Source organism: Paenarthrobacter sp. NPDC091669, assembly GCF_044756725.1.
Lineage (GTDB): Bacteria > Actinomycetota > Actinomycetes > Actinomycetales > Micrococcaceae > Arthrobacter > Arthrobacter bambusae_C.
Genome location: NZ_JBIVTK010000011.1, coordinates 54305 through 74960, shown reverse-complemented (window position 1 = coordinate 74960; position 20656 = coordinate 54305). Strand labels below are relative to the sequence as shown.

Here is a 20656-nt window from a genome sequence, read left to right as displayed (position 1 = left end):
TTATGACACTCTGTGTCATTATGTAAGAGTGAATACTGGAGGGATGACTTCGGAAGATGCCAAGCCGGCGCGCACCAGCGGCCGCCCCGCCACCATCGACGCCGACGCCGTGGCCGGACTCGCCTTGGACCTGTTCGCCCAGCACGGGTATGAGAACACCTCCATGGAAGACATCGCCCGCGCTGCCGGCATCGGCCGCAAGAGCCTCTACCGCTACTTCGCCAGCAAAGCGGACCTGGTCTGGGGTGGCACCGAACCCGTGGTCGAAGCGTCAACGCTCGCCTTCGGTTCGTTCCACAGGCAGGGAAAGTCCGACGGCGATGTGCTGGCCGGGTTGCGTGAGGCAGCCGCCGCAGGGGTCGCCGCTATTCCAGACCTCTCGGTGACGCGCGGACGGCTCCGATTAATCGCCGAGCACGCCGAACTGACCAGCCGCAGCTACGAGTCCTTGGCGCCGCAGCGCGAACGGACCCTCGCCTTCCTTGTGGAGAACGGTCTTTCCGGCTCCGCGGCACGGTACTTGAGCGCCGCCTATCTTGCCACCACCTTCGAGGCCTGGATGCAGTGGGCCGCCGGGTCAGACCCGGATCCAGTCCCGTACCTTGTGGCCGCACTCGAGGTACTGCGGGTTCCTGCGCGTTAGCTGCTCTTTCGGGCGATGAACTGCCGAATCCACCCGACGGTCTCCGGGTGATCCAGATGAAGGCCGTGGCCGGCTCCGGGTACGCGCACCAGCACCGAGGCGCGAATGTGCTCGCGGAGGAGGAGTGCGTTGGGCAAGGGCGTCAGCGCATCCCCGGTACCTTGGAGGATCAGCGTGGGCGCTTGAATGGAGCCCAGTTCACCCCAGGCATCATGGTCACGGCTGGCTTTGAAGTGCCGGGCTTTGGCCCACGCCGAGGCGCTGGAATTGAAGAACGTGTGTGTCGCTTCGGGATGTGCACGGACCCAGTCAGCGTCAAAGAAGAGCTCCTCCAGCCGCGACATGTCACCGCTGACCAAGGCTTCCAAGGCTGCCTTGTCCGGCTGCGTTCCGACTTGCGGACATTTCCCACCGCTCGTTGCGGCGAGGATCAGGGTACGGACCTTCCGGGGGTGATCCACAGCCAGCCACTGGGCAACCCGTCCACCCATCGAGTGGCCGTACACGTGTGCTAAATCCGCTCCGGCGGCTGTGAGGACCGCGGCAGCATCTTCCGCGAAGAGTCGCGTAGTGTAGCGGCCTGCTTCGCCCTTCCCACTCTGCCCAATCCCCCGGTGATCAAAGCGGATGACGCGGTAGTAGCGGGACAGAAGCTCCGCCGTCGGGCCCCAACCGTCCATGGATGTTGCCTGTCCGGCGATCAGCAGCATTGGTTGGCCTTCGCCTTCCGACGTCCAGGCGATTTCTGTGCCGTCGGCAGCCTCAGCAGAGTTCACCGTGCCACAGTAACCGGGAGGCGGCCAAAGCGCTGCGGCGTGGGCCACAGCGCTTTAATCGGCGGTGAAGATGTCCTCGATGGCGCAGTCGAAGGTCCTGGCAATGAGGAAGGCCAGAGGCAGCGAGGGGTCAAACTTTTCCCGCTCAATCGAGATGACAGTCTGCCGGGAAACCCCCAATGCCGCCGCCAGGTCCGCCTGTGTCCAACGGCGCTCGGCACGGCGCTCGGCGAGGTTGTTCTTCACTTCAACGCTCGGTGGCGAATGGCCACGTATCGCAGTCCAGCGTCAACCGCGCTCAACCCAATGAGACCGACAAGGACCGGAAGCGCGTCGATCTCAAACCGGCCAACCGCCAGCACCAAGGCAGCAACGATGATGGCGACCAGCACGTCGAGGAACGCCCCGGCACCAGCCTGGCGCATCCACTGGAGCTCCACACTCTGCTCGCCATGCTGATCACGGGTGACGGTGTGGCGTGAAACGAAGACCTTGATGCCGAGCGACATCGCGGGGTAGGCAGCACAGAGGGCACCGATCCCGGCGGCGAGCCAGAAATCGCCAGAGTTTGATGCACCCACCAACAGTGCGACCGTGATGGTCAGGATGGCGCCGAGGATGACGGCAAGGACGTAATGATGGATCGGCGCACGCTTAGATGTAAAGGAAACTTTACTCATGATCGAAGTAAAGCACCCTTTACCTTCAGGGGCAATGCTTGCATCCTGGCGCTAGCGTTGAAGGATGACCACTGAGTACAGGTACGACGTCGAGCTGCTGCACCTTTTGGTGTCGCCGGCGCACGCCTACTTTGGCCGCGCCCGCGAAGGGGCGGCAGATGTCCCCACCATTGACGCCGAGCAGGCCGAGCTGGTGGCAGGCAAAGGAATTGTTGGCGACAGGTTCTTCGGCAAGGCCGCGCACATGGATGCCGCCGTGACGCTTTTTGCCGCAGAGGCGTTGGAAGCGATCGCTGCTGAACTCGGGGCGGGGCCCTTCGATCCGCTGCTGACCCGGCGGAACGTGGTGATCAGGGGTGCAGAGTTGGCTCCACTGCTTGGCTACGAGTTCACGCTTGAATCCGGTGGAGACGTGGTGCGGCTGAAGGCCGGGCGGCCTGCCCATCCCTGCGCGTGGATGGATCAAATGCTCGCTCCGGGAGCCCACAAAGCAATGCGTGGGCGTGGCGGCGTCCGATGCCAGGTGATTGCAGGCGGGCTGCTGCACCGAGGGCCGGCTGTCCTGGTCAGTCCGGTGCCGCTCGACCCCGCCAAGGCAGGGGACGCCAACGTGCTCCGGGCCTCCAGATTGCCGTGATGCTCGTAGCTTCCTGACCCTCTTTGCCGCACCAGGAGCGGATATACAACCTTCCCCGGTTGGAAACCAGCGTTTTGGCCGGCAAACAAGGTCAGGAAGCCTCGCGCGCCACACCTCAACCCTCACACCTCAGCCCTCACACCTCGGCAGCCGGAGCCGCGAACTGCGCCTCGTACAGCCGGGAGTAAGCCCCACCCGTAGCCAGCAGCTCCGAGTGGGTCCCCTGCTCCACGATCTGCCCGGCTTCCATCACCAGGATGAGGTCGGCGTCGCGGATGGTGGAGAGCCGGTGGGCGATCACGAAGCTGGTCCGGTCCGAGCGCAGGGCATTCATGGCTTTCTGGACCAGAACCTCGGTGCGGGTATCCACGGAGCTGGTGGCCTCGTCCAGAATCAATACTGACGGGTGGGACAGGAACGCCCGGGCGATGGTCAGCAGTTGCTTCTCACCGGCCGAGACGTTGCCGCCTTCGTCGTCCAGCAAAGTGTCGTATCCCTCGGGCAAGGACCGCACAAAGCGGTCCACGTAGGTGGCTTGGGCAGCCTCCATGATCTCGGACTCCGAAGCCAACGGCCGTCCGTACGCAATGTTGTCGCGGATGGTCCCGCCAAAAAGCCAGGTGTCCTGGAGGACCATGCCCATCCGCGAGCGCAGCTCGTGCCGCGGGATCGAGGCGACGTCCACGCCGTCGAGCGTTATCCGTCCGGCGTCCAGCTCGTAGAAGCGCATCATCAGGTTCACCAGCGTGGTCTTGCCTGCACCAGTAGGCCCAACAATGGCGATGCTCTGCCCCGGTTCGGCAACCAGACTGAGGTCTGTGATCAGCGGCTTGTCCGGCGAATACCGGAAGGACACGTTCTCGAAGACCAAACGTCCGCGGGTGGGACCGGACCGCGGAACAGGAGCAGGCTCAGCCGACTCCTCTTCCTCATCCAGCAAGGAAAACACCCGCTCGGCCGAGGCAACGCCGGATTGCAGCATGTTGGCCATGGACCCCAGCTGCGCCAAGGGCATGGTGAACTGCCGCGAGTACTGGATGAAGGCTTGGACGTCGCCCAGCTGCATGGACCCGGAGGCCACTTGCAGGCCCCCCACCACGGCGATCCCCACATAGACAAGGTTTCCTATGAACGTCATGGCCGGCATGATCAGGCCGCTCACGAACTGCGCTCCGAAGCTCGCCTGGTACAGCTCACCGTTCTTGGCCCGGAACTTCTCCTGCACCTCGTTCTGCCGTCCGAAGACCTTCACCAGAGCATGGCCGGTGTAGCTTTCCTCGATCTGGCCGTTGAGTTCGCCGGTGTTCTTCCACTGCGCCACGAACAGTTTTTGGGACCTCTTGGCGATCAGCAGCGTTGTGCCGAGGGTCAGCGGAATGGTCACCAGGGCAATCAGTGCAAGCAGCGGCGAGAGCAGGAACATCATCACCAACACACCCAGCACCGTCAGCAGGGAGGACACCACCTGACTGATGGATTGTTGGAGGCTTTGGGAGATGTTGTCCACGTCATTGGTCACCCGGCTCAACAGCTCACCGCGCTGGATGGAGTCGAAATAGCGCAGGGGCAGCCGGTGGATTTTCGCTTCAATCCGCTCCCGGAGGCGGTACACGGTCCGTTGAACGACGCCGTTGAGCACGTACGCCTGCATCCACCCGAACGCTGAGGCCAGGACGTACAGCGCCAGCGCCCACAGCAGCACCGAGGCCAAAGCACCGAAGTCGATTCCGACGCCGGGAGTGAGGGTCATGGCGCCCAGCATGTCGGCCTTGCTGTCATCGCCTGAGGCACGCAATTCTGCGATGACATCGGCTTTGGAAACGCCTGCGGGCAGCTGCTGGGAGACGACGCCGGCGAAGATCAGGTTGGTGCCTTCGCCCAGCAGCCTCGGCCCGATCACAGACAGCGCAACGCTGACCACGGCAAACACCAGCACCAGGATCAGCCAGAACCGCTCCGGCCTCAGCGTCCCCAGCAAACGCCGGGCTGAGCCAGAGAAGTTGGAGGCCTTCTCCGCTGGAATGTTCATCCCGGCAAACGGACCACCACGGCCCGGCCCCATCGCGGGCCTCTGGGGACCGCGCGGCCCGGTTGATACAGCGCTCATGCCGTCTCCTCCGCCGCGAGCTGGGAGGACACGATTTCCCTGTACGTTTCGGACGTCTCCAACAATTCTTCGTGCGTTCCGCGCCCAACGATCCTGCCGTCGTCGAGCACCAGGATCTGGTCCGCGTCGGCGATGCTGGAGACCCGCTGGGCGACGATCACCAGCGTTGCGCCGTTGGTGTGCCGCTTGAGGGCCTGCCGGAGCCGGGCGTCGGTGGCGGTGTCCAGGGAGGAGAAGGAATCGTCAAAGATGTAGAGCTCCGGCTGCTTCACCAGGGCACGGGCGATCGCGAGCCTTTGCCGCTGTCCGCCGGAGACGTTGGTGCCGCCCTGCGAGATGGCAGCATCCAGGCCACCTTCCATGTCCTCCACAAAGTCCCGGGCCTGGGCCACGGCGAGCGCCTGCCACAGCTCCTCCTCAGTGGCATCGGGCTTGCCGTACTGAAGGTTGCTGCGGACCGTCCCGGAGAACAAGTAGGGCCGCTGCGGCACCAGACCTATGTGGCCCCACAGCAGGTCCGGGTGCAGCTCGCGGACGTCCACGCCGTCCATCCGCACGGACCCGGACGTGGCGTCGAACAGCCGCGGCATGAGGTTCACGAGTGTGGTTTTCCCGGCACCCGTACTGCCGATGATCGCGGTGGTCTCCCCCGCACGGGCGGTAAAAGAAAGCCCGCCCAGCACCGGCTGCTCGGCACCCGGGTAAGCGAATCCGACGTCGCGCATTTCCAGTTCGCCGCGGCGGATGCCGCCCGTGACAGGGTTCGACGGCGGCTGGACACTTGACTCGGTCTCCAGCACCTCGCCGATCCGGTCGGCAGAAACGGACGCGCGCGGGATCATCACAGCCATGAAGGTGGCCATCATGACGGACATGAGGATCTGCATCAGGTAGCTCAGGAACGCGATCAAGGTCCCCACTTGCATGGAGCCTTCCTGGATCCGGAAGGACCCGAACCAGATCACCGCCACGGACGAAACATTCATGACCAACATGACCACAGGGAACATGAGTGCCATCAAACGTCCGGCCCGGAGCGCAACGTCCGTGACGTCGTCGTTCGCTTTACCGAACCGGGCTGCCTCCAAGTCCTCGCGAACGAACGCACGGACCACACGAATGCCGGTCAGCTGCTCGCGGAGAACCCGGTTGACGGCGTCGATCCGGACCTGCATCTTGCGGAACAATGGCACCATCCGGGTCACAATCAGCCCAACACCCACCAGCAGCACCGGTACGCACACCGCGATCAGCCACGACAACTGGGCGTCTTGCCGCACGGCCATGATCACGCCGCCGATGCTCAACATGGGAGCGGCGACCATGAGCGTGCAGGACATGAGCACCAGTTGCTGCACCTGTTGGACATCGTTGGTGGAACGGGTAATCAGCGATGGCGCCCCGAATCTGGTGACCTCCTGCTCAGAGAACTCCCCCACCCGGCTGAAAACCGCGTCGCGGAGGTCCCGGCCCATCCCCATGGCAGCCTTCGCACCGAAGTAGACCGCAACCACGGCACATGCGATCTGCAGCAAAGTAATGAGCAGCATCAGCCCGCCCATACGCAGGATGTAGTCGGTGTCCCCGGTGGCGACCCCGTTGTCGATGATGTCGGCGTTCAGGGTCGGCAGGTACAGGGAGGCGATGGACTGGGCCAGTTGGAAGACGACGACGGCGATCAGCAACCGCTGATGCGGCCGCAGGAAGCGAACAAGTATCTTCCACAGCATGGGATCTCCGAGCCAGGCGAAGTGAACCGAAGGCCAGTTTACGTCTGGTTGCTGCGGGCAACTAGAGAAATAGCGCTAAAGTTACCGCTGGTATTGCACCACGTGGGGTTGGCAAACTATGAGCCGGCCAACAGACTATTTTGGGGGTATGGCATATGAAGAAGACCGCAGCATTGGCGCTGGCATTGGTGATCGGCGCAGCGCTGGCAGGATGCTCCGGCGGTTCGTCGGAAGCCACGCAGGCCAAACCCTCTGAAACCGCGGCCTCCAGCCCTGCAACGAACCTCACCACCGTTCCGGACATCGCAGGGAAGCCATTCGCCGATGCCAAAGCTGCTTTGGCATCGGCCGGGCTGACCATCTCGATCGTGGGACCTGATGGAACTCCTTGGACCACGCTCGAGCCGGGTCAGCAAGTAGCAGCCGTATCGTCGGACCCTTCAGCGGGCTCCGAGACGGACGCCAAGACGGTCAAAATGGTTGTCGATACGACTGAAGTGGATCAGCAGATCATGAACGACGCCATCGCTGCAGCTGAGGGTGCCGTGGACTCCGCCAATACTGCGGCCTCGGAAGCAGCCGCTGCGGCTGAAGCGGCTGCCGCTGCGGCCGCTTCAGCCGCAGCGAACTCGGGGAAGTAACCTGCCTGACGGGGTCGTCGTCGTTTCTTAGTCGTTCGCCAGCTGCAGCTTTGCCGCAGCACCGAGCTTGCCCGCGAACAGGAGCGCGGCGTCGCTGAGTTCATTCTCGGCAACACGGCGTGTGCCCTCTACGTCTGCGTTGAGGACGGTGGGTGCGAAGCGAACGTGCGTGGCATCCTCAATGCCCACAAAGCCCAGCCAATCGGCAAAGTAGGTGCTGCCAAAATCGGAGCCGAAAGCCGGCGAAACCCCGGGGGAATAGACCCCGCTGGTGTGGATGGCCAGCGCTTGCTTGCCCTCCATGAGGCCGGTGTAGCCCGTTTCGGCGTCGAACCCGAAGCTCCACCCGGGCTGGGTGACGATGTCGATCCATTGCTTCAAGGCGTAGGGCACACCGGAGTTCCACAACGGAATATTGAAGACGTACGCATCTGCGGCCGCGAATTGCTCAAAAACGGCGCGGGCGGATTCCCACGCCGCAATCTGGTCCGGAGTCTGATCCTGTCCGGTGAAGACAGCCATCTTGGCGGCCGCAGCTGTCCGTCCGAAAGCCGGCAACGCGCCGTCGTCGAACAGGTTCAGGGTTTCCAGCTCGAACGTCTCCGAAGCCGCAGCCTGAACCGAGTCAATGAAATGGCGGGCCAACCGCAGCGAATCGCTGGTGGCGTACCGGGGTGAGGCGTTGATGTGGAGGATGGAGGGCATGCTTTTCCTTTCAGGCAGGGGACCGTTTGGCCCCTCATCGATCCTCGCCCGGGGGTGTCACGCAGCGTAAGAACGCACTTTATTGTGCCCAGGGCACCCCCACGTTCCTGCAATGATGAGGTCATGACACTCACGGCTGAACAGACCCGGCGGAAAGCGCAACACCACTACAACGCTTCCCTGGAACTCTGTCCGGCCCGCCAATTGCTTGAGGCGATCAGCAGCAAATGGGTGACACTTGTCCTGCTCGCCCTGGAAGAAGGGCCGCAGCGCCACAGTGAGCTGCGCCGACTGATCCCGGGGGCGAGCCAGAAAATGCTCACGTCCACACTCCGTTCCCTGGAGCGTGACGGCCTGATCTACCGGGAGGTCACTGCGTCGGTTCCGGTCCGGACTGATTATGAGCTCACGGCACGCGGCCGGTCGCTCCTGCCGATCATCTTCGACATGAAGGAGTGGGCGGAGGACAACATGGACGCCGTGGCGGCGTCCCGTCAACACCACGACAGGGCCCGCGCCGGCGGCCCGACAGAACAGTAGGCTGGAAACGTTCGTGTTGAACCGCATCGAAGGGACTTGAGTTTTGGCTTACATCACCGTCGGAAACGAAAACAGCACTGAGATTGAGCTCTACTACGAGGACCACGGGACCGGCCAGGCAGTGGTCCTGATCCACGGCTACCCGTTGGATGGTTCGTCCTGGGAGAAGCAGACCGCAGCCCTGCTCGACGCCGGCTATCGCGTCATTACGTACGATCGCCGCGGTTTCGGGAAATCCAGCCAGCCCACTGTTGGCTATGACTACGACACCTTTGCCGCAGACCTCAAGACCGTCCTGGACACCTTGGATCTGAACGACGCCGTCCTGGTGGGCTTCTCCATGGGCACCGGCGAGGTGGCGCGCTACATCAGCACGTATGGCTCCGCCCGTGTTGCCAAGGCGGTCTTCCTCGGTTCGCTGGAACCCTTCCTCTTGAAGACCGATGACAACCCCGACGGCGTACCGCAGGACGTGTTCGACGGCCTTGCCTCCGCCGTCACAGCAGACCGCTACGCGTTCTTCACCGACTTCTTCAAGAACTTCTACAACAGCGATACCTTCCTGGGCACGGACCGCCTCAGCCAGGAAGCCGTGGACGCCAGCTGGAACCTGGCCAGCAAGTCCGGAGCCTTCGCCTCGGTTGCCGCGCAGCCAACGTGGCTCACAGACTTCCGGGCCGACATCCCCAAGATCGATGTCCCGGCCTTGATCGTCCACGGCACGGCTGACAACATCCTGCCCATCGACGTCACCGGACGGCGCTTCAAGGACGCGCTGCCCAGCGCTGACTACCTGGAAATCGAGGGCGCTCCGCACGGCCTGCTCTGGACACACGGCTCCGAGATCAACGACGCGTTGCTGACGTTCCTCAAGAAGTAACCCTGGGAGTTTGTGTACAGCAGATGACCTAAAGGAGCACTCTTAAGGGCGTTAGCTGTACACAAACTCCTATTTCTTGAGCCGGAGTTTCAGCGCCTTCTTGCTGTGACGAAGATATTCCTCTTCCGTGGCGTCGGCGGCACTGCGTTCCATGGCGTGCAGCACGCCGTAGGTAAACGCAGCGCTGCTGACCCCTGGCGCTGAGCCCAGTTTGAGCAGCTCCGTGCGGGCCACCACGCTGTCCTGGTGGTCACCGAGGATCGATTGGATGGTGTGGGCTGCATCCCCCAGCTTCACGGCCCGCTTGCCGTGGACACTCGCAACGGCCGCGGCGGCAAACCGCAGCTTCTTGGCGGCCTTCCGGACTTCGTGAAACGCTTTGTCGCGTTGGGGCCCGACGGCGGCAGCCACCGCTGCGTCATGGCGTTTGCCGAGGCGTTTGGCGGCTTTGTTGACGAGCTTCGCTGTGGTGTTCCGCGCCGTCGCCTCCCCTTGCGGCGTTACCGGTGGGGCGTCGATGAAGGCCTCGAGTGCGTCCAACAGCCGGAAGTACCGGGGGCTGTTCAGCCGGTTCTTGACGGCTCCCATTGCGGTGTCCGCCCTGACAGTCATGCGCTGGTCCAGCTCAACCTGCAGCGGGCCCAGGACGAGGTTGGACGGCAGCTCATCAAGGTGCTTCCTCAATCGTGCGTGCAAGACCTCCGCGTCACGGTACCGGCCCAAGGTCTTTGCCAACGATTTCAGCTCGCGCTCAAGCTCCTTTACCGGGGCCGCCTCAAAGAGCTTGCGGTATGAGTGCAATACCGATCGGATACGGCGGATCACGGACCGCATTTGATGGACTGAGTCATCCCGCCCCAACCTCACATGGGCGTCCTGAAGCAAGAGATCGGCCCCTTGGTCCTGGAGATAGGTGAGTACCGGAGCAACTGCTGCGCCCTTATCGAAGGAATCCGTGTGGGTGTTTCCTTTGAGATCCGGCCATGAATCACCGAAAGCGGTGGCCAGTTTGGAGGTTCGCGCGCTGGGCTTCGCTCCTGCGCCTGAGAGCTGTCCGGCGAGGCTCTCCAGAAGGGCGTCATCGGTGCCGTCCTGTGCGGCCAACTCGACTTCCCATTCCCGCCACTCCGACTCTCGGGGATCGCCAAGTGATACCTGGGCCCGCACGTAGTCGTCAACGAAGTCGGCCAAGCGTTCGCCGCCATGTCCGTACAGCGCGTAGCTGGTGCGTTCTGTGGTGAGTGTGGCCACTGCGGCCACTGCATGGCCTCGCGTGTAAGCGAGCACGCGGTCCATGAGTTCCACCGGAACCGTTTCTGCGGTGCCCAGCGGCGCGTGGATCTCCGTCCGCTTCCCGGGACCAAGGGGCAGTTTGAGGTGCCAGCCGGCGTCGGGCCCACCGGTGCGGCGCCGCAAGGTTATTCCGCGGGCAGCCAGGGCAAGGTGGCGGGTATCGAAGTAGATGGCCTCCAAGCTGTAACTTGCCGGTTTACCCACTGACCCCACTCCATCGATGGTGTGCAGCTCGGGCAGCGGAGTGGACGCATCGGCATCGAACTTCCGCTCGGCCTCCACGGTGCTGGACGTTGCCATGCTGTCAGGACTCCCTCTGCCGTTGATCTTGCGTACGCCGAAGGGCCGGCCCGTAACGGTGGCCGGCCCTCGTTGGAGCTATCTATTGGTGCTGTATCCAGTGTGAGCCAGTCCCGGGCATCGCGCTAGGGACGGGCTCCGAACGTCTGCCCCGTGTCATCTACGTCGCCGCCGGATACCGTGCCGCGCCAGGCCCCTGTTTCATGCCCCTGCGCCTCAATGAACTTCTTGAACTTGTCCAAGTCGGCACCCACGCGCAGTTCATCGACGTGCAGCGCCGATCCCGCCTTTTCGGCGAGGCTTTCGGGCTCCCAATCGATCGCCACGGTCACGCGGGTGCGGGCTTCCGCGAGTGGTTCGAAGCTGACCGTGCCTGCATTGCGGGGTCCATCGACGCTTGCCCAACTGACAAGCGCGTCCGGGACCTGCTCAATGATCTGGGCGTTGTACTCGCGTTTGACGCCGCCCACGTTCGTAGCGAAGTGCAGTGCTGTGTCATCGATCTGTTGCACCGACTCCACCCCGTTCATGAACTCGGGGAAGGTCTCGAACTGCGTCCACTGGTTGTAGGCGACAGATACGGGGACATCTACATCGATTGATTTGTTGACCGTAGCCATAGGGTTGCTCCTTCGATCGCGTCTCGGGTGCTCGTGCTCTACTGCTGTGGCGCGCCAGCCAGCTGGCTGCTTAACCAGTGGCGCGCCTGTCTAAAGCGCGCCAGCCAAAGCTCTTAGCCGGCGTCGAAACTTTCTTCGTCATCGTCGTTGGGCGACTCGTCCTCGGGAAGGTCGTTGCCGCTGCCATCCGGCAAGCTGTCATCGTTGCCGTCCGGCACGGTGGACTGCTCGGCGTGGGCCTGCTCTTCGGTTCCTCCGAAGCGGCCGGCCCCGGGCTCGCCTGCACTGTCCGAATCCTCCGGATCCAGGTGGCTGAGGTTGGGCGCGCCGGTACCTTCTCCGAGGCCGGCCTCCTCGATGTCCTCTTCCACGCGGGGCTGAGCCTGGCCTCCGCCGGCTTCCTGCTCTGCCGTAGGAGTGCCGTAGCCTCCCACTTCCTCTTCCGGTGTGGCATTCTGCTTGTCCATGTGACCTGTCCTTTCCCTGAGCGGTGGAACGTGTTGATGGAACACTTCGAATCTATAAGGGTACTTAGTGCCATGTCCATGCCGACGCCAAAATAGTCAGTAATCTTAGCAATTCGATGGTAAACGTTGTATGGTGCGGCCTCGCGTCACGTCAGGATGGCTGCGGAACCTCACACCCGCCCTGAGGGTCCAGACCTGTGTAATTCAGGGGGCCGGCGACGATATTCAGAGCTATGGTTGCAAACTGCGAGCACTGCGCTGGCGGGGCGCTGAAATAACCCCGCTGGCCGGCCGCAATTGCGCCGATGACGAGCCAAACTACAACGATCAGCCCGATGATTGAACCGATGCGCATTTTCTTCCCCAACCGTGAAACTTTCGGGAATTAGTGGGCGAACCACAGAGGAAGGTTCGCTAAAAGAAAGCGGCCACGGGCTGGATACTTCCAGCTCGTGGCCGCTCTGATCCGATCAATCCGTGGGATTGGTTTCGGTGGTCAAACCACGGTTGTCCGCGGTCGCTTCGTCCTTTTCTTCTGCCGGCCCGGGCGGGTTGGCTGACTCGCTGGGGCCAGCGTCGCCGGCGTCGTCCGGACTTTCCGACGAGGCGTCACCCACAGGTACCTGCCCGCTGGAATCAGGCATCCCCGGATCCCTGGGAATGGGATTCCCGGGGGTGGTGGTTCCATCGCGAACCTGGGCAAAGCCGGCAACTTCGTTTGGATCAGTTGTCATACGCGCGACCGGCCACGGCCAAGAACCCAACCCAGAAGGGCCAGCACCAGGAGGATAATTCCTACCCACAGCAGGAAGCTGAGGGCTTGGTTGAATCCGCCCACAAGGAGCAGGATGATCGCGATTACGCCGGCGATTATTAAAAGTGTGTTCATTGAGCTACGCATCCCTTCAATAAATTTTGTCTATTCAGGAAGGCGTCCGCTGGTACCCCGGTAAGGGGCGCCACCCATGCCAACGGGCACCGATCGAAGAAATAGTTCTCCATATCGCTTTAGTACCCCTTGGAATCGGGTTCAAACGGAACCAATACTCCAAGGAAGCACGTCCACAGCATCATGATAGGCGCGCTTTGAGTTACGGCGAAGTATTTTGACAGGAAACTTAGTAGCCCTTGGCGGAGAACGCTCCAAGAGCCCTGCTGATCTCACGGGCCGTGCCGGTGGCCGCTTCACCATATTCCTGGTATTTGGCGGGGACTATCCTGCTGGAAGGCCCCGAGATGGAGATGGATCCGGCGGCCACACCGCCGGGCCCCAGCAGCGGCACGCCGATGGACGTGATGCCGGTACTGAGGCCTTGTTCGTTGATGGAGTACCCACGGGCACGCGTGTCCACAATCATCGCGCGAAGCTGCGCGGGATCCACCACGGTTTGCGGCGTCAGCGCTTCCAATGGGCCGGCCAGGTATTCGTCAACGAAGGTCTCGTCAGCAGCGGACAAGTAAGCCATTCCCGTGGAGGAGGCGTGCATCGGCAGTCGCGACCCCAGCGGCAGGAAGGCCCGCAGGACGTGCGGGGTGTCGAGCCGCTCGATGATGAGCATGTAGCCGCGGTCCGGGACCGCCAAGTGAACCGTTTCGGTCGTGTCCAGCTGCAGCGCGTTCAAGGGGCCCATTGCGGCGTCGCGGATCACTGATCCGCTGCTGCCGCGGCTTGCCACAGCGAAGGCATGGTTGGTCAGAACCCACTTGCTGGCCTGGACCTCGGACTGCGCCACCCAGCCCAGTTCGGCCAGTGTCCTGAGCATGCGGAGCACGGTGGCCTTGGGCACGTCCACCTCGCGGCTGAGCTCGGACAAACCTGCGGGCTGGTTGTCTGAGACTGCTTCCAGCACCCTGATGGCCGTGACGACGCTCTGCGTGCTCATGCAACCCTCCCGCTTGACCGACTAACTCCAGTGCCCTACATTACAGGCGACTTCCCAAAATGAACCGATGGTTCATCCAGTGAACCGACGTAGTTTGATTGGAGAACGGGCTTATGGAATTACAGATACTGGCCCTCGCCATCTTTGTAGGCGTCTTCGTCCTGGCCACCCTGCGCAAAGTGCACATTGGAGTGCTCATGTTCGCAGCGGCCGCCGGAGTGGGCGTATGGATGGCCGGGATGACCATCGAGAAGGTGGTGGCAGGCTTCCCCATCGGAATCCTCGTCCTGCTGGTTGGCGTGACCTACTTCTTTGCGATCGCGCAGGCCAACGGGACCATCGACCGCATCATTGAAATGGCCATCGCCAAAGTGGGTGACCGCGCCTTATTCCTGCCCTTGGCCTTCTTTGCCCTCACCATCGGCATTTCCGCCATGGGTTCACCCCTGGCCGGACTGGTCATGGCCCCCATCGGAATGCCTCTCGCCAAGCGATATGGCATCGACCGCATGCTCATGGGGTTGGCCATCGGATCGGGCCTCAGCGCGGGCGGGTTCGCGCCCACCAGCCTGTTCGGCATCGTCACTTACGGCACCGCAAGGGCGGCCGGAATCGACCTGGATCCCCTGGTCCTTTTCAGCGTGGCCCTGGGCACCAACATCCTGCTGCTGGGGGCCGCCTATGTGCTCTTCGGCGGATTCAAGCTACTCAACACCCGCACCGCTAACGGTTTCGGCACCACCGTGCCGCGCTTCAGCGCAAGCCGCCCGACGCCGTCGCACCCTTTTGAGCGCGAAGGCACCATTGCGCGGGGCAAGCAGGCCGCCGAACAGGCCGTCCAGGTCCTGGACGAACCGGCCTCCACGCCGCAGCCTTCACGGCTGGACCGCAACCAGATCATCACCGCGCTCTGCATGGCCGGACTGGTGGTCACCGTCATCCTCATGTCCGTCCTCGGCGCCAACCCGGACATCGGCGTCTTGTGCTTCGCCTTCGCCTCGGTCCTCACGTTGTGCGATCCACAGTCCGGGAAATCGGCCGTAGCCAAAATCGATTGGTCCACCGTCCTGCTGGTCGGCGGGATCATCACGTTCGTCGGAGTGCTTCAGACCATGGGAGCCGTCGCGTTGCTCGGCGAAGCAGCCGGCGCCGTCGGGACGCCATTGCTGGCCGCGCTGGTGATCTGCGCTATCGGCGCCCTCATTTCCGCTTTCGCCTCCACCACCGGGATGCTCGCTGCACTGGTTCCGCTGGCACTTCCGCTGGTGGCCTCCGGGGACGTCGCCGGATGGGCGGTCATCGCCGCACTTGGCGTGTGCTCGTCGATTGTTGACGTCTCGCCGTTCTCCACCGTCGGCGCCACGTTCGTGGCCACCGTCGACGCCGATGAGCGCCCCCGCATCACCCGGTTCCTCACCCGTTGGGGCTTGTCCATGGTGGTGGCCGGGCCGCTCTTGCTGGTGGGCGCCCTAGTGCTGCCATCCAGCCTCTAAAACCGTCTCAAAGTTAGGACAGCAATCATGCTCAAACCACTCCGCGGAATCACCGTGATCGACCTCAGCCGGGCCCTCGCCGGCCCCTATTGCACCGCCCTTCTTGCCGATATGGGTGCCCGGATCATCAAAGTCGAAAGCGTCAACGGTGGTGACACAGCCCGCCAGTGGCCGCCATTTCAGGACGGTCACAGCCTGTACTTTGACTCCGTCAACCGCAACAAGGCCTCCGTGTGCCTGGACTTCTATTCAGCCGAGGGACGTGAAATCCTCTCCGGATTGATCGCCGACGCGGATGTCCTGGTGGAAAACTTCAAGCCCGGCACCCTGGAGAAAATGGGCTTCACAGCAGCCCGGCTTGAAGAACTGAACCCGGGACTGGTGGTTGGATCCGTCACCGGCTTTGGCAACACCGGTCCGCTCAAGGACGACGCCGGACTGGACCAGGTCATCCAGGGAATGTCCGGGCTGATGTCCGTCACGGGGCCCGGCCCCGGTTCCGGCCCCGGCGAGGCGTACCGTGTGGGCGTACCGATCGTGGACATCACGTCCGGAATGATCTGCGCGTTCGGGATCGTGTCGGCGCTCCTGGGATCACGGAATGGCGAGCGCCCCGGCCGCGTGTCCACCTCCCTGCTGGAGACGGCCCTGAACCTGTCCGCATTCCAAGGACAGAAGGCGCTGAGTCTCGGCGAAGCACCCATGCCGCAGGGCAACAACCACCCGGTCATCGCCCCCTACGGCATGTTCGCCACGGCCACGGAATCCATCAACATCGCCGTGGGCAGCGACAAACAATGGCGCGCCTTCTGCGGGTTGCTCGGCATGCCCGCCGCCGTGGAGGATCCCCGTCTCATCACCGGAGCGGACCGTTCGGCCAACAGGGACCAGCTGACGGAGCTCATTGAAACCGCACTTTCTGGAAAGTCCGCTGCCGAGTGGGTGGCACTGATCAGTGAGGCAGGGATCCCCTGCGGCCCTATCTATAACTACATCCAGGCACTGGCCTCGGAGCAGGTTGCCGCCCTGGGACTCGTCCAGCACAACAGGCGACGTGATGGGTCCGCACTCCCCCTGCTCCGAGGCCCGCTCAGCCTGGACGGCGAGGCCAGCGAAATCATGGCTCCACCGCCGCTGCTGGGCGAGCACACCGCCCAAATACTGATGGAGCGTGGAATGACGCACGACGACGTCACCCGGCTTGAGCGCGAAGGCCGCCTCCTCTGCGCGCCGGCTTCCGCGCAGGTACCGGAAACGATGGGAGCACAGCGATGACGGTAGTATCCCCGGCCAACACTGCCCGTCCCGAGGTTTCCCGCGCAGGCCGCATCTCCGTGGCTATCTCCGACGGCGTGGCAACGGTGGAAATCTGCAACCCTGCCCAGCGGAATGCCCTGACCCGGGCCATGTGCCTGGAGATCCAGGAACTCATGCCTCAGCTGGACGCCGATCCTGACGTTGCAGTAGTGGTGCTGCGCGGCGCCGGGAACACGTTCTGCGCCGGGGCAGCCATCAGCGAACTCGCGTCCGTCCTGATCGATCGCCAAGCTGACAGCTCCACCGTGGACCACCTCAGCGCCGCCGATGCTGCCATCGCTGCAGTTTCCAAGCCCACGGTGGCGCTGGTAGACGGTGCCTGCATGGGCGGCGGCTGGCAGATTGCGTCCGCCTGCGATTTCATCATCGCCAACGAACGGGCCATCATCGGGCTGACCCCGGCCAAGATCGGCATCATCTACCCGAGACCCGGTATCGAACGGCTTATCCGGCAGGTGGGTCATGCCAAGGCAAAGTACATCCTCCTCACCGGAGAGACGTTCAGCGCCACTGAAGCCCGCGCGCTCGGCCTGGTGGCCGACGTCGTGCCTTCCGAATCCTTTGAGGAGAAGTGCGCAGCGCTGGTGAGTTCGCTTCGGAGCCGTTCGCAGTTCTCCATGTATTCGATGAAGCGGCTGATGGACCTGACGGATGCCTCTGGTTCCGGTCTTGCCGTCATCGACCAGGAGTGGGCGGAGGCGTGGTCCGCTATGCCGGACAGCCCGGACATGGAGATCGGCGTCAACGCCTTCCTGAACCGCGAGCAGCCCCGGTTCACGTGGCGGCCTGTGGGCTGACTCACGCCGCATCACGGCACAAGTTGGCACCTCCCTTCGTTGGAAAGGAAACGAGGGGAGGCCTCATGCTCATTGTTCTGACTGGAATTGACGGTTCAGGAAAAACGACGGCGGCCCGCGCCTTGGTTGAATCGGCCCGAGCTGACGGGAAGAACGCCCTGCTGCTCGCCAACCACGCTGCCCGTCGGCGGTTGTCGCTGTTGTCCGAGCGGTTTGGCTGGACCTTGCCGCCACGCGTGGCCGACTTTATCGAGACCACAGTCCGGCTGTTCAACGTGCTGGTCAATCATGCGCGCGCCCACAAGTTCGACGGCCTGGTGGTGATGGACCGTCACCTGCACTGCCAGCTCGCACTGCGTCAGGCCAACGGTTTAGGCCGCGGCCGGCTGCTTCCGTGGCTGCTGGGAAAGCTCCCAGCGCCGGACCTTGCGGTCCATTTCGACGTCGATCCCCGCCTTGCCCACCAACGGGTCACGGCACGCGGGACTGACAACGAAACCCTGGCTGACCTTGAGGCTTTCCGCGCCGCCTACCGTTCGCTGCCCGAGTTTGACGACTTTGTGGTGGTGGATGCTGGAGGGAGTCCGGAGCAGGTGTTTGCCCAGCTGAACCGGGTGATCGCCGGGAGCGAAGCCATGACCATTCCATGGAACTAGGTTCCATGGAATCTAAGTGTTAGGCTTCCCGCTATGAGCAAGGGCATCGAAACCGGTTCGCTATACCCCCTATTCAGCGAGCTGACCCGATTGGAAACTGAGCTCTGGGACGGACTCGATAGCCTTCTGCGCAAAGAGCACGGCCTCCCGATGAGCAGATTTGAACCGATGGCTGTCATTGACCGATTGGGGGCATGCCGGGTTTTGGACGTGGCCACGGCTCTTGCGATTTCAGTCGGAGGAACCAGCAAGCTCATTGACCGGATCGAAAAGTCCGGTTATTGCCGTCGGAGAAACAATCCGGATGATCGCAGGTCCTCCCTCATCGAGCTCACGACCGAAGGGGGCACCATCCTGGAACGTGCCCGGAAGACGGTTGACGCCGAACTGGAACTGCGGTTCGCTCCGGCGCTGAGCCAGCAGAGCGCTGAGGAACTGATGGAACTGCTGAGACGTCTCCGACATGTCAGTCCGATGGCTGCAGCCGAGCGTTCCAGCTGACCCGCTAAGTGAAGGAAGCAAGCAAATGACTGAAGAACTTCGTGAACGCATGAACCGTTTTGTTGAATTCATCAATACAGCCGACGAGCAGATTGGTGATGAAATTATTTCACCATCGGCCACGTTCCATGTGCCCTTCCTGCCCGAGCCGGTCCAGGGCCCAAGCGGCTACCTCCAAATCATCGGGATCATGCGGCAAGCTTTTCCCGACGTCCAGTGGTCACTGGAGGAGACCGTTATTGAAGGAAACACCGTCGCCGCGCGATTTACCCTACGGGGCACCCACCAAGGAGAATTCCTGGGCATAGCGGCAACCGGTAAAGCCATACAAGCGCAGGCAATGAACATCTATCGCTTCGTAGACGGCCAAATCAGTGAAGAACACGGCCTCCCGGACCTCTTTGGGCTCATGATGCAGATCCAGCCTGCCGACAGGTAGGCTCGCGCGCCCCTGCTGAGGTCCGCTCCTTTGCGGGAGCCTCCTCGGACCTGTTCCTCTGGCATTTCGACTGTTTGACTTGCTCCCTCCCGCCCGCCGGGTAGGCTCGCCCCATGCCAACAACGGCGTTTTTTTGGGGGATTTCATGAGTGCCAAAACCAGACGCAGCCTGCTGGTCTTCGTGTTCGGATTCGGGACGTACGTCGCTTTGCTGCGGCCTCTGGGCTTTATTTATGCCCTGCTGATCGGTTTCGTTGTAGTTGCGGCCGTTCTATATGTTGATCGGCTGGTGCAATCGAAACGCGCGCAGAGGAATTCACTGAGCGAAACGCACGATTTTGAGCGGCAGTAGAACGCCAACAATGATTTCGGAGGCCGGGATTAGCCGCGGCTCTCAGAAAGTCATTGCAACTGTGGTGGGCCTGCTGTGCGTCTTTATCATCGTGACCGCCATTCCCAGCGGTGTCCTTCTGCTGAGCGCAGGGCTGGTTGCGGTCATTGCCCTCCTGACAGTTTCGGTACTCCGCATCAGGGTGACCGTTGAAGCGACAGGCCAGAACCTGGTGGTCAGATGCCGGCCGTTCTACTCCAAGACGATCCCGCTGGAGGACATCGTCGACGCCTCTCCGGCGCCGTCCAGTTCAATGACCGAAGGCTTCGGCGTCCGGTACTTGGGCCGGCGGACGTGGGGGCTTCTGGTCGGCGGCCCGGCAATCGTCCTGGAGACACCCCAGCGCACGTGGCTGATTTCCACGCCGGACCCCGAGACCACAGCCGCGTCCGTACTGGCCCACGCCAGCAAACTGAAGGACAGATGACGGCGGGTGGCTTCCAACCATCGTCGCAACAGATTTGCTGTGAACATACACGGTAGAGGGCCTGATCGAAGAGCACCGCTACATTCGACGTGGACGTGTAGCGTTTAGGGCCCCTTCACCGGGCAATTTTGCGGGCGGGTCTTACGGGAATCCAAGGGCTCCGGAGTTACGGGGATTTGGTTTGGAGCTTCTCACGAGCGAAGAGCGGCCTATGGGGGACCGTCTTACGGACGCCACGAATCGGCGAAAATATGGGAATGAGGATTGGAGAACTAGCGACGAAGACTAGCGTCAGCGTCAGATCGTTGCGTTACTACGAACAGCAAGGCTTACTTAAGCCACAACGTACTGCGTCGGGTCATCGTGATTATGCCACCGAGGACGAGCGTATTGTCCTTCAGATCTAATATTTGTTTGAAGCTGGTTTTTGCAGCCCCGTAATTCACGCGATGCTTCCAGCGCTGGTTAATCCCGAAGAAAACCGTGATCTGCTTCAGGCCGTCCTGGCTGCTGCACAGGCGCGGCTTCGTAGCGAAAAGGAATCTGTTGAAGCCGAACTTCTAAAACTGAAACGGCTAGTGGATCGATACGGGCTTGCACCTGACACGCATGTCACCCCCCCAAAAAAATCATGAAGATGACTCCTTCACAGCAGCCCATGCAATTACGTTTGATCATCGAGACAGACGACTTCGAAAGCGCCCTACGCTTTCACCGCGATGTCCTTGGCCTT

At 62.4% G+C, this 20656-nt stretch carries 26 protein-coding genes; 14 read left to right on the top strand and 12 right to left on the bottom strand.

The window, feature by feature from the left end:
- The first annotated feature begins 43 nt into the window (after positions 1 to 43).
- Complete coding sequence (locus ACIQLI_RS17960) at positions 44 to 643, top strand: TetR family transcriptional regulator (RefSeq protein WP_400390831.1); 600 nt, start codon at positions 44 to 46, stop codon at positions 641 to 643.
- On the opposite strand, the gene ACIQLI_RS17955 is transcribed toward ACIQLI_RS17960, so the two are convergent.
- Genes ACIQLI_RS17955 through ACIQLI_RS17945 form a run of 3 tightly spaced genes read right to left on the bottom strand, consistent with a single transcriptional unit; the run spans position 640 to position 2099 of the window.
- Positions 640 to 1419 carry an alpha/beta fold hydrolase gene (locus ACIQLI_RS17955; RefSeq protein WP_400390829.1) on the bottom strand — a complete coding sequence of 260 codons (780 nt, stop codon included), beginning with the start codon at positions 1417 to 1419 and terminating at the stop codon, positions 640 to 642. The two genes, ACIQLI_RS17960 and ACIQLI_RS17955, sit on opposite strands and share 4 nt — an antisense overlap.
- A gap of 54 nt (positions 1420 to 1473) precedes the next feature.
- Positions 1474 to 1665 carry a helix-turn-helix transcriptional regulator gene (locus ACIQLI_RS17950; protein WP_400390828.1) on the bottom strand — a complete coding sequence of 64 codons (192 nt, stop codon included), beginning with the start codon at positions 1663 to 1665 and terminating at the stop codon, positions 1474 to 1476.
- On the bottom strand, positions 1662 to 2099 hold the full coding sequence (locus ACIQLI_RS17945; protein ID WP_400390826.1) for an ATP synthase subunit I: 438 nt from the start codon (positions 2097 to 2099) through the stop codon (positions 1662 to 1664). Before ACIQLI_RS17945 ends, ACIQLI_RS17950 begins: the two co-directional genes overlap by 4 nt.
- Positions 2100 to 2163: 64 nt before the next feature.
- Between ACIQLI_RS17945 and ACIQLI_RS17940 the strand changes: the two genes are divergently transcribed.
- Complete coding sequence (locus ACIQLI_RS17940) at positions 2164 to 2736, top strand: MOSC domain-containing protein (RefSeq protein WP_400390824.1); 573 nt, start codon at positions 2164 to 2166, stop codon at positions 2734 to 2736.
- Between the two features lie 136 nt (positions 2737 to 2872).
- Here ACIQLI_RS17940 and ACIQLI_RS17935 read toward each other — a convergent pair whose 3' ends face one another.
- Both ACIQLI_RS17935 and ACIQLI_RS17930 read right to left on the bottom strand, forming a co-directional pair.
- A complete protein-coding gene (locus ACIQLI_RS17935) occupies positions 2873 to 4843 on the bottom strand; it encodes an ABC transporter ATP-binding protein (protein WP_400390822.1) in 1971 nt (656 codons plus the stop codon).
- Positions 4840 to 6573 (bottom strand): ABC transporter ATP-binding protein, encoded by a 1734-nt coding sequence (locus tag ACIQLI_RS17930; protein WP_400390820.1) that lies wholly within the window; start codon positions 6571 to 6573, stop codon positions 4840 to 4842. The genes ACIQLI_RS17935 and ACIQLI_RS17930 overlap by 4 nt, the downstream gene beginning before the upstream one ends.
- A 155-nt stretch (positions 6574 to 6728) precedes the next feature.
- Between ACIQLI_RS17930 and ACIQLI_RS17925 the strand changes: the two genes are divergently transcribed.
- Entirely contained in the window at positions 6729 to 7214 is a 486-nt protein-coding gene (locus ACIQLI_RS17925) for a PASTA domain-containing protein (protein ID WP_400390818.1), read from the top strand.
- Positions 7215 to 7241: 27 nt separating this feature from the next.
- Here ACIQLI_RS17925 and ACIQLI_RS17920 read toward each other — a convergent pair whose 3' ends face one another.
- Complete coding sequence (locus ACIQLI_RS17920) at positions 7242 to 7919, bottom strand: FMN-dependent NADH-azoreductase (protein ID WP_400390817.1); 678 nt, start codon at positions 7917 to 7919, stop codon at positions 7242 to 7244.
- Between the two features lie 123 nt (positions 7920 to 8042).
- Between ACIQLI_RS17920 and ACIQLI_RS17915 the strand changes: the two genes are divergently transcribed.
- Together ACIQLI_RS17915 and ACIQLI_RS17910 are read left to right on the top strand one after the other, a co-directional pair.
- On the top strand, positions 8043 to 8459 hold the full coding sequence (locus ACIQLI_RS17915) for a winged helix-turn-helix transcriptional regulator (RefSeq protein WP_400390815.1): 417 nt from the start codon (positions 8043 to 8045) through the stop codon (positions 8457 to 8459).
- Positions 8460 to 8502: 43 nt separating this feature from the next.
- The gene (locus ACIQLI_RS17910; RefSeq protein ID WP_400390813.1) at positions 8503 to 9339 is read left to right on the top strand and encodes an alpha/beta fold hydrolase; all 837 of its coding nucleotides are present in this window, start codon (positions 8503 to 8505) and stop codon (positions 9337 to 9339) included.
- Positions 9340 to 9408: 69 nt separating this feature from the next.
- On the opposite strand, the gene ACIQLI_RS17905 is transcribed toward ACIQLI_RS17910, so the two are convergent.
- The 6 genes from ACIQLI_RS17905 to ACIQLI_RS17880 all read right to left on the bottom strand — a co-directional run bounded on the left by ACIQLI_RS17905 (position 9409) and on the right by ACIQLI_RS17880 (position 13902).
- Positions 9409 to 10932, bottom strand: a complete 1524-nt coding sequence (locus tag ACIQLI_RS17905; RefSeq protein WP_400390811.1) for a CHAD domain-containing protein — start codon at positions 10930 to 10932, stop codon at positions 9409 to 9411.
- 125 nt (positions 10933 to 11057) lie between these two features.
- Entirely contained in the window at positions 11058 to 11552 is a 495-nt protein-coding gene (locus ACIQLI_RS17900; RefSeq protein ID WP_400390809.1) for an SRPBCC family protein, read from the bottom strand.
- Between the two features lie 113 nt (positions 11553 to 11665).
- Positions 11666 to 12019, bottom strand: a complete 354-nt coding sequence (locus ACIQLI_RS17895) for a hypothetical protein (protein ID WP_280623638.1) — start codon at positions 12017 to 12019, stop codon at positions 11666 to 11668.
- A 470-nt stretch (positions 12020 to 12489) separates the two neighbouring features.
- Positions 12490 to 12753 carry a hypothetical protein gene (locus ACIQLI_RS17890; protein ID WP_354227849.1) on the bottom strand — a complete coding sequence of 88 codons (264 nt, stop codon included), beginning with the start codon at positions 12751 to 12753 and terminating at the stop codon, positions 12490 to 12492.
- The gene (locus ACIQLI_RS17885) at positions 12750 to 12908 is read right to left on the bottom strand and encodes a hypothetical protein (RefSeq protein ID WP_198318272.1); all 159 of its coding nucleotides are present in this window, start codon (positions 12906 to 12908) and stop codon (positions 12750 to 12752) included. Before ACIQLI_RS17885 ends, ACIQLI_RS17890 begins: the two co-directional genes overlap by 4 nt.
- Positions 12909 to 13137: 229 nt before the next feature.
- Positions 13138 to 13902 carry an IclR family transcriptional regulator gene (locus tag ACIQLI_RS17880; RefSeq protein ID WP_400390807.1) on the bottom strand — a complete coding sequence of 255 codons (765 nt, stop codon included), beginning with the start codon at positions 13900 to 13902 and terminating at the stop codon, positions 13138 to 13140.
- A gap of 113 nt (positions 13903 to 14015) precedes the next feature.
- Between ACIQLI_RS17880 and ACIQLI_RS17875 the strand changes: the two genes are divergently transcribed.
- From ACIQLI_RS17875 to ACIQLI_RS17835, 9 genes are all read left to right on the top strand, one after another.
- A complete protein-coding gene (locus ACIQLI_RS17875; protein WP_400390805.1) occupies positions 14016 to 15395 on the top strand; it encodes an SLC13 family permease in 1380 nt (459 codons plus the stop codon).
- Between the two features lie 27 nt (positions 15396 to 15422).
- The gene (locus ACIQLI_RS17870; protein WP_400390803.1) at positions 15423 to 16670 is read left to right on the top strand and encodes a CaiB/BaiF CoA transferase family protein; all 1248 of its coding nucleotides are present in this window, start codon (positions 15423 to 15425) and stop codon (positions 16668 to 16670) included.
- Entirely contained in the window at positions 16667 to 17509 is an 843-nt protein-coding gene (locus tag ACIQLI_RS17865) for an enoyl-CoA hydratase/isomerase family protein (protein ID WP_400390801.1), read from the top strand. Before ACIQLI_RS17870 ends, ACIQLI_RS17865 begins: the two co-directional genes overlap by 4 nt.
- Before the next feature lie 65 nt (positions 17510 to 17574).
- A complete protein-coding gene (locus ACIQLI_RS17860; RefSeq protein ID WP_400390799.1) occupies positions 17575 to 18165 on the top strand; it encodes a dTMP kinase in 591 nt (196 codons plus the stop codon).
- A 33-nt stretch (positions 18166 to 18198) separates the two neighbouring features.
- A complete protein-coding gene (locus ACIQLI_RS17855; RefSeq protein WP_400390797.1) occupies positions 18199 to 18666 on the top strand; it encodes a MarR family winged helix-turn-helix transcriptional regulator in 468 nt (155 codons plus the stop codon).
- 25 nt (positions 18667 to 18691) lie between these two features.
- Entirely contained in the window at positions 18692 to 19105 is a 414-nt protein-coding gene (locus ACIQLI_RS17850) for an ester cyclase (RefSeq protein ID WP_261611796.1), read from the top strand.
- A 145-nt stretch (positions 19106 to 19250) separates the two neighbouring features.
- Complete coding sequence (locus ACIQLI_RS17845; protein ID WP_400390795.1) at positions 19251 to 19457, top strand: hypothetical protein; 207 nt, start codon at positions 19251 to 19253, stop codon at positions 19455 to 19457.
- A 10-nt stretch (positions 19458 to 19467) separates the two neighbouring features.
- Entirely contained in the window at positions 19468 to 19923 is a 456-nt protein-coding gene (locus tag ACIQLI_RS17840) for a hypothetical protein (protein ID WP_400390793.1), read from the top strand.
- Positions 19924 to 20174: 251 nt separating this feature from the next.
- Positions 20175 to 20330, top strand: a complete 156-nt coding sequence (locus tag ACIQLI_RS17835) for a MerR family DNA-binding transcriptional regulator (RefSeq protein ID WP_400390791.1) — start codon at positions 20175 to 20177, stop codon at positions 20328 to 20330.
- Positions 20331 to 20656: the final 326 nt, after the last annotated feature.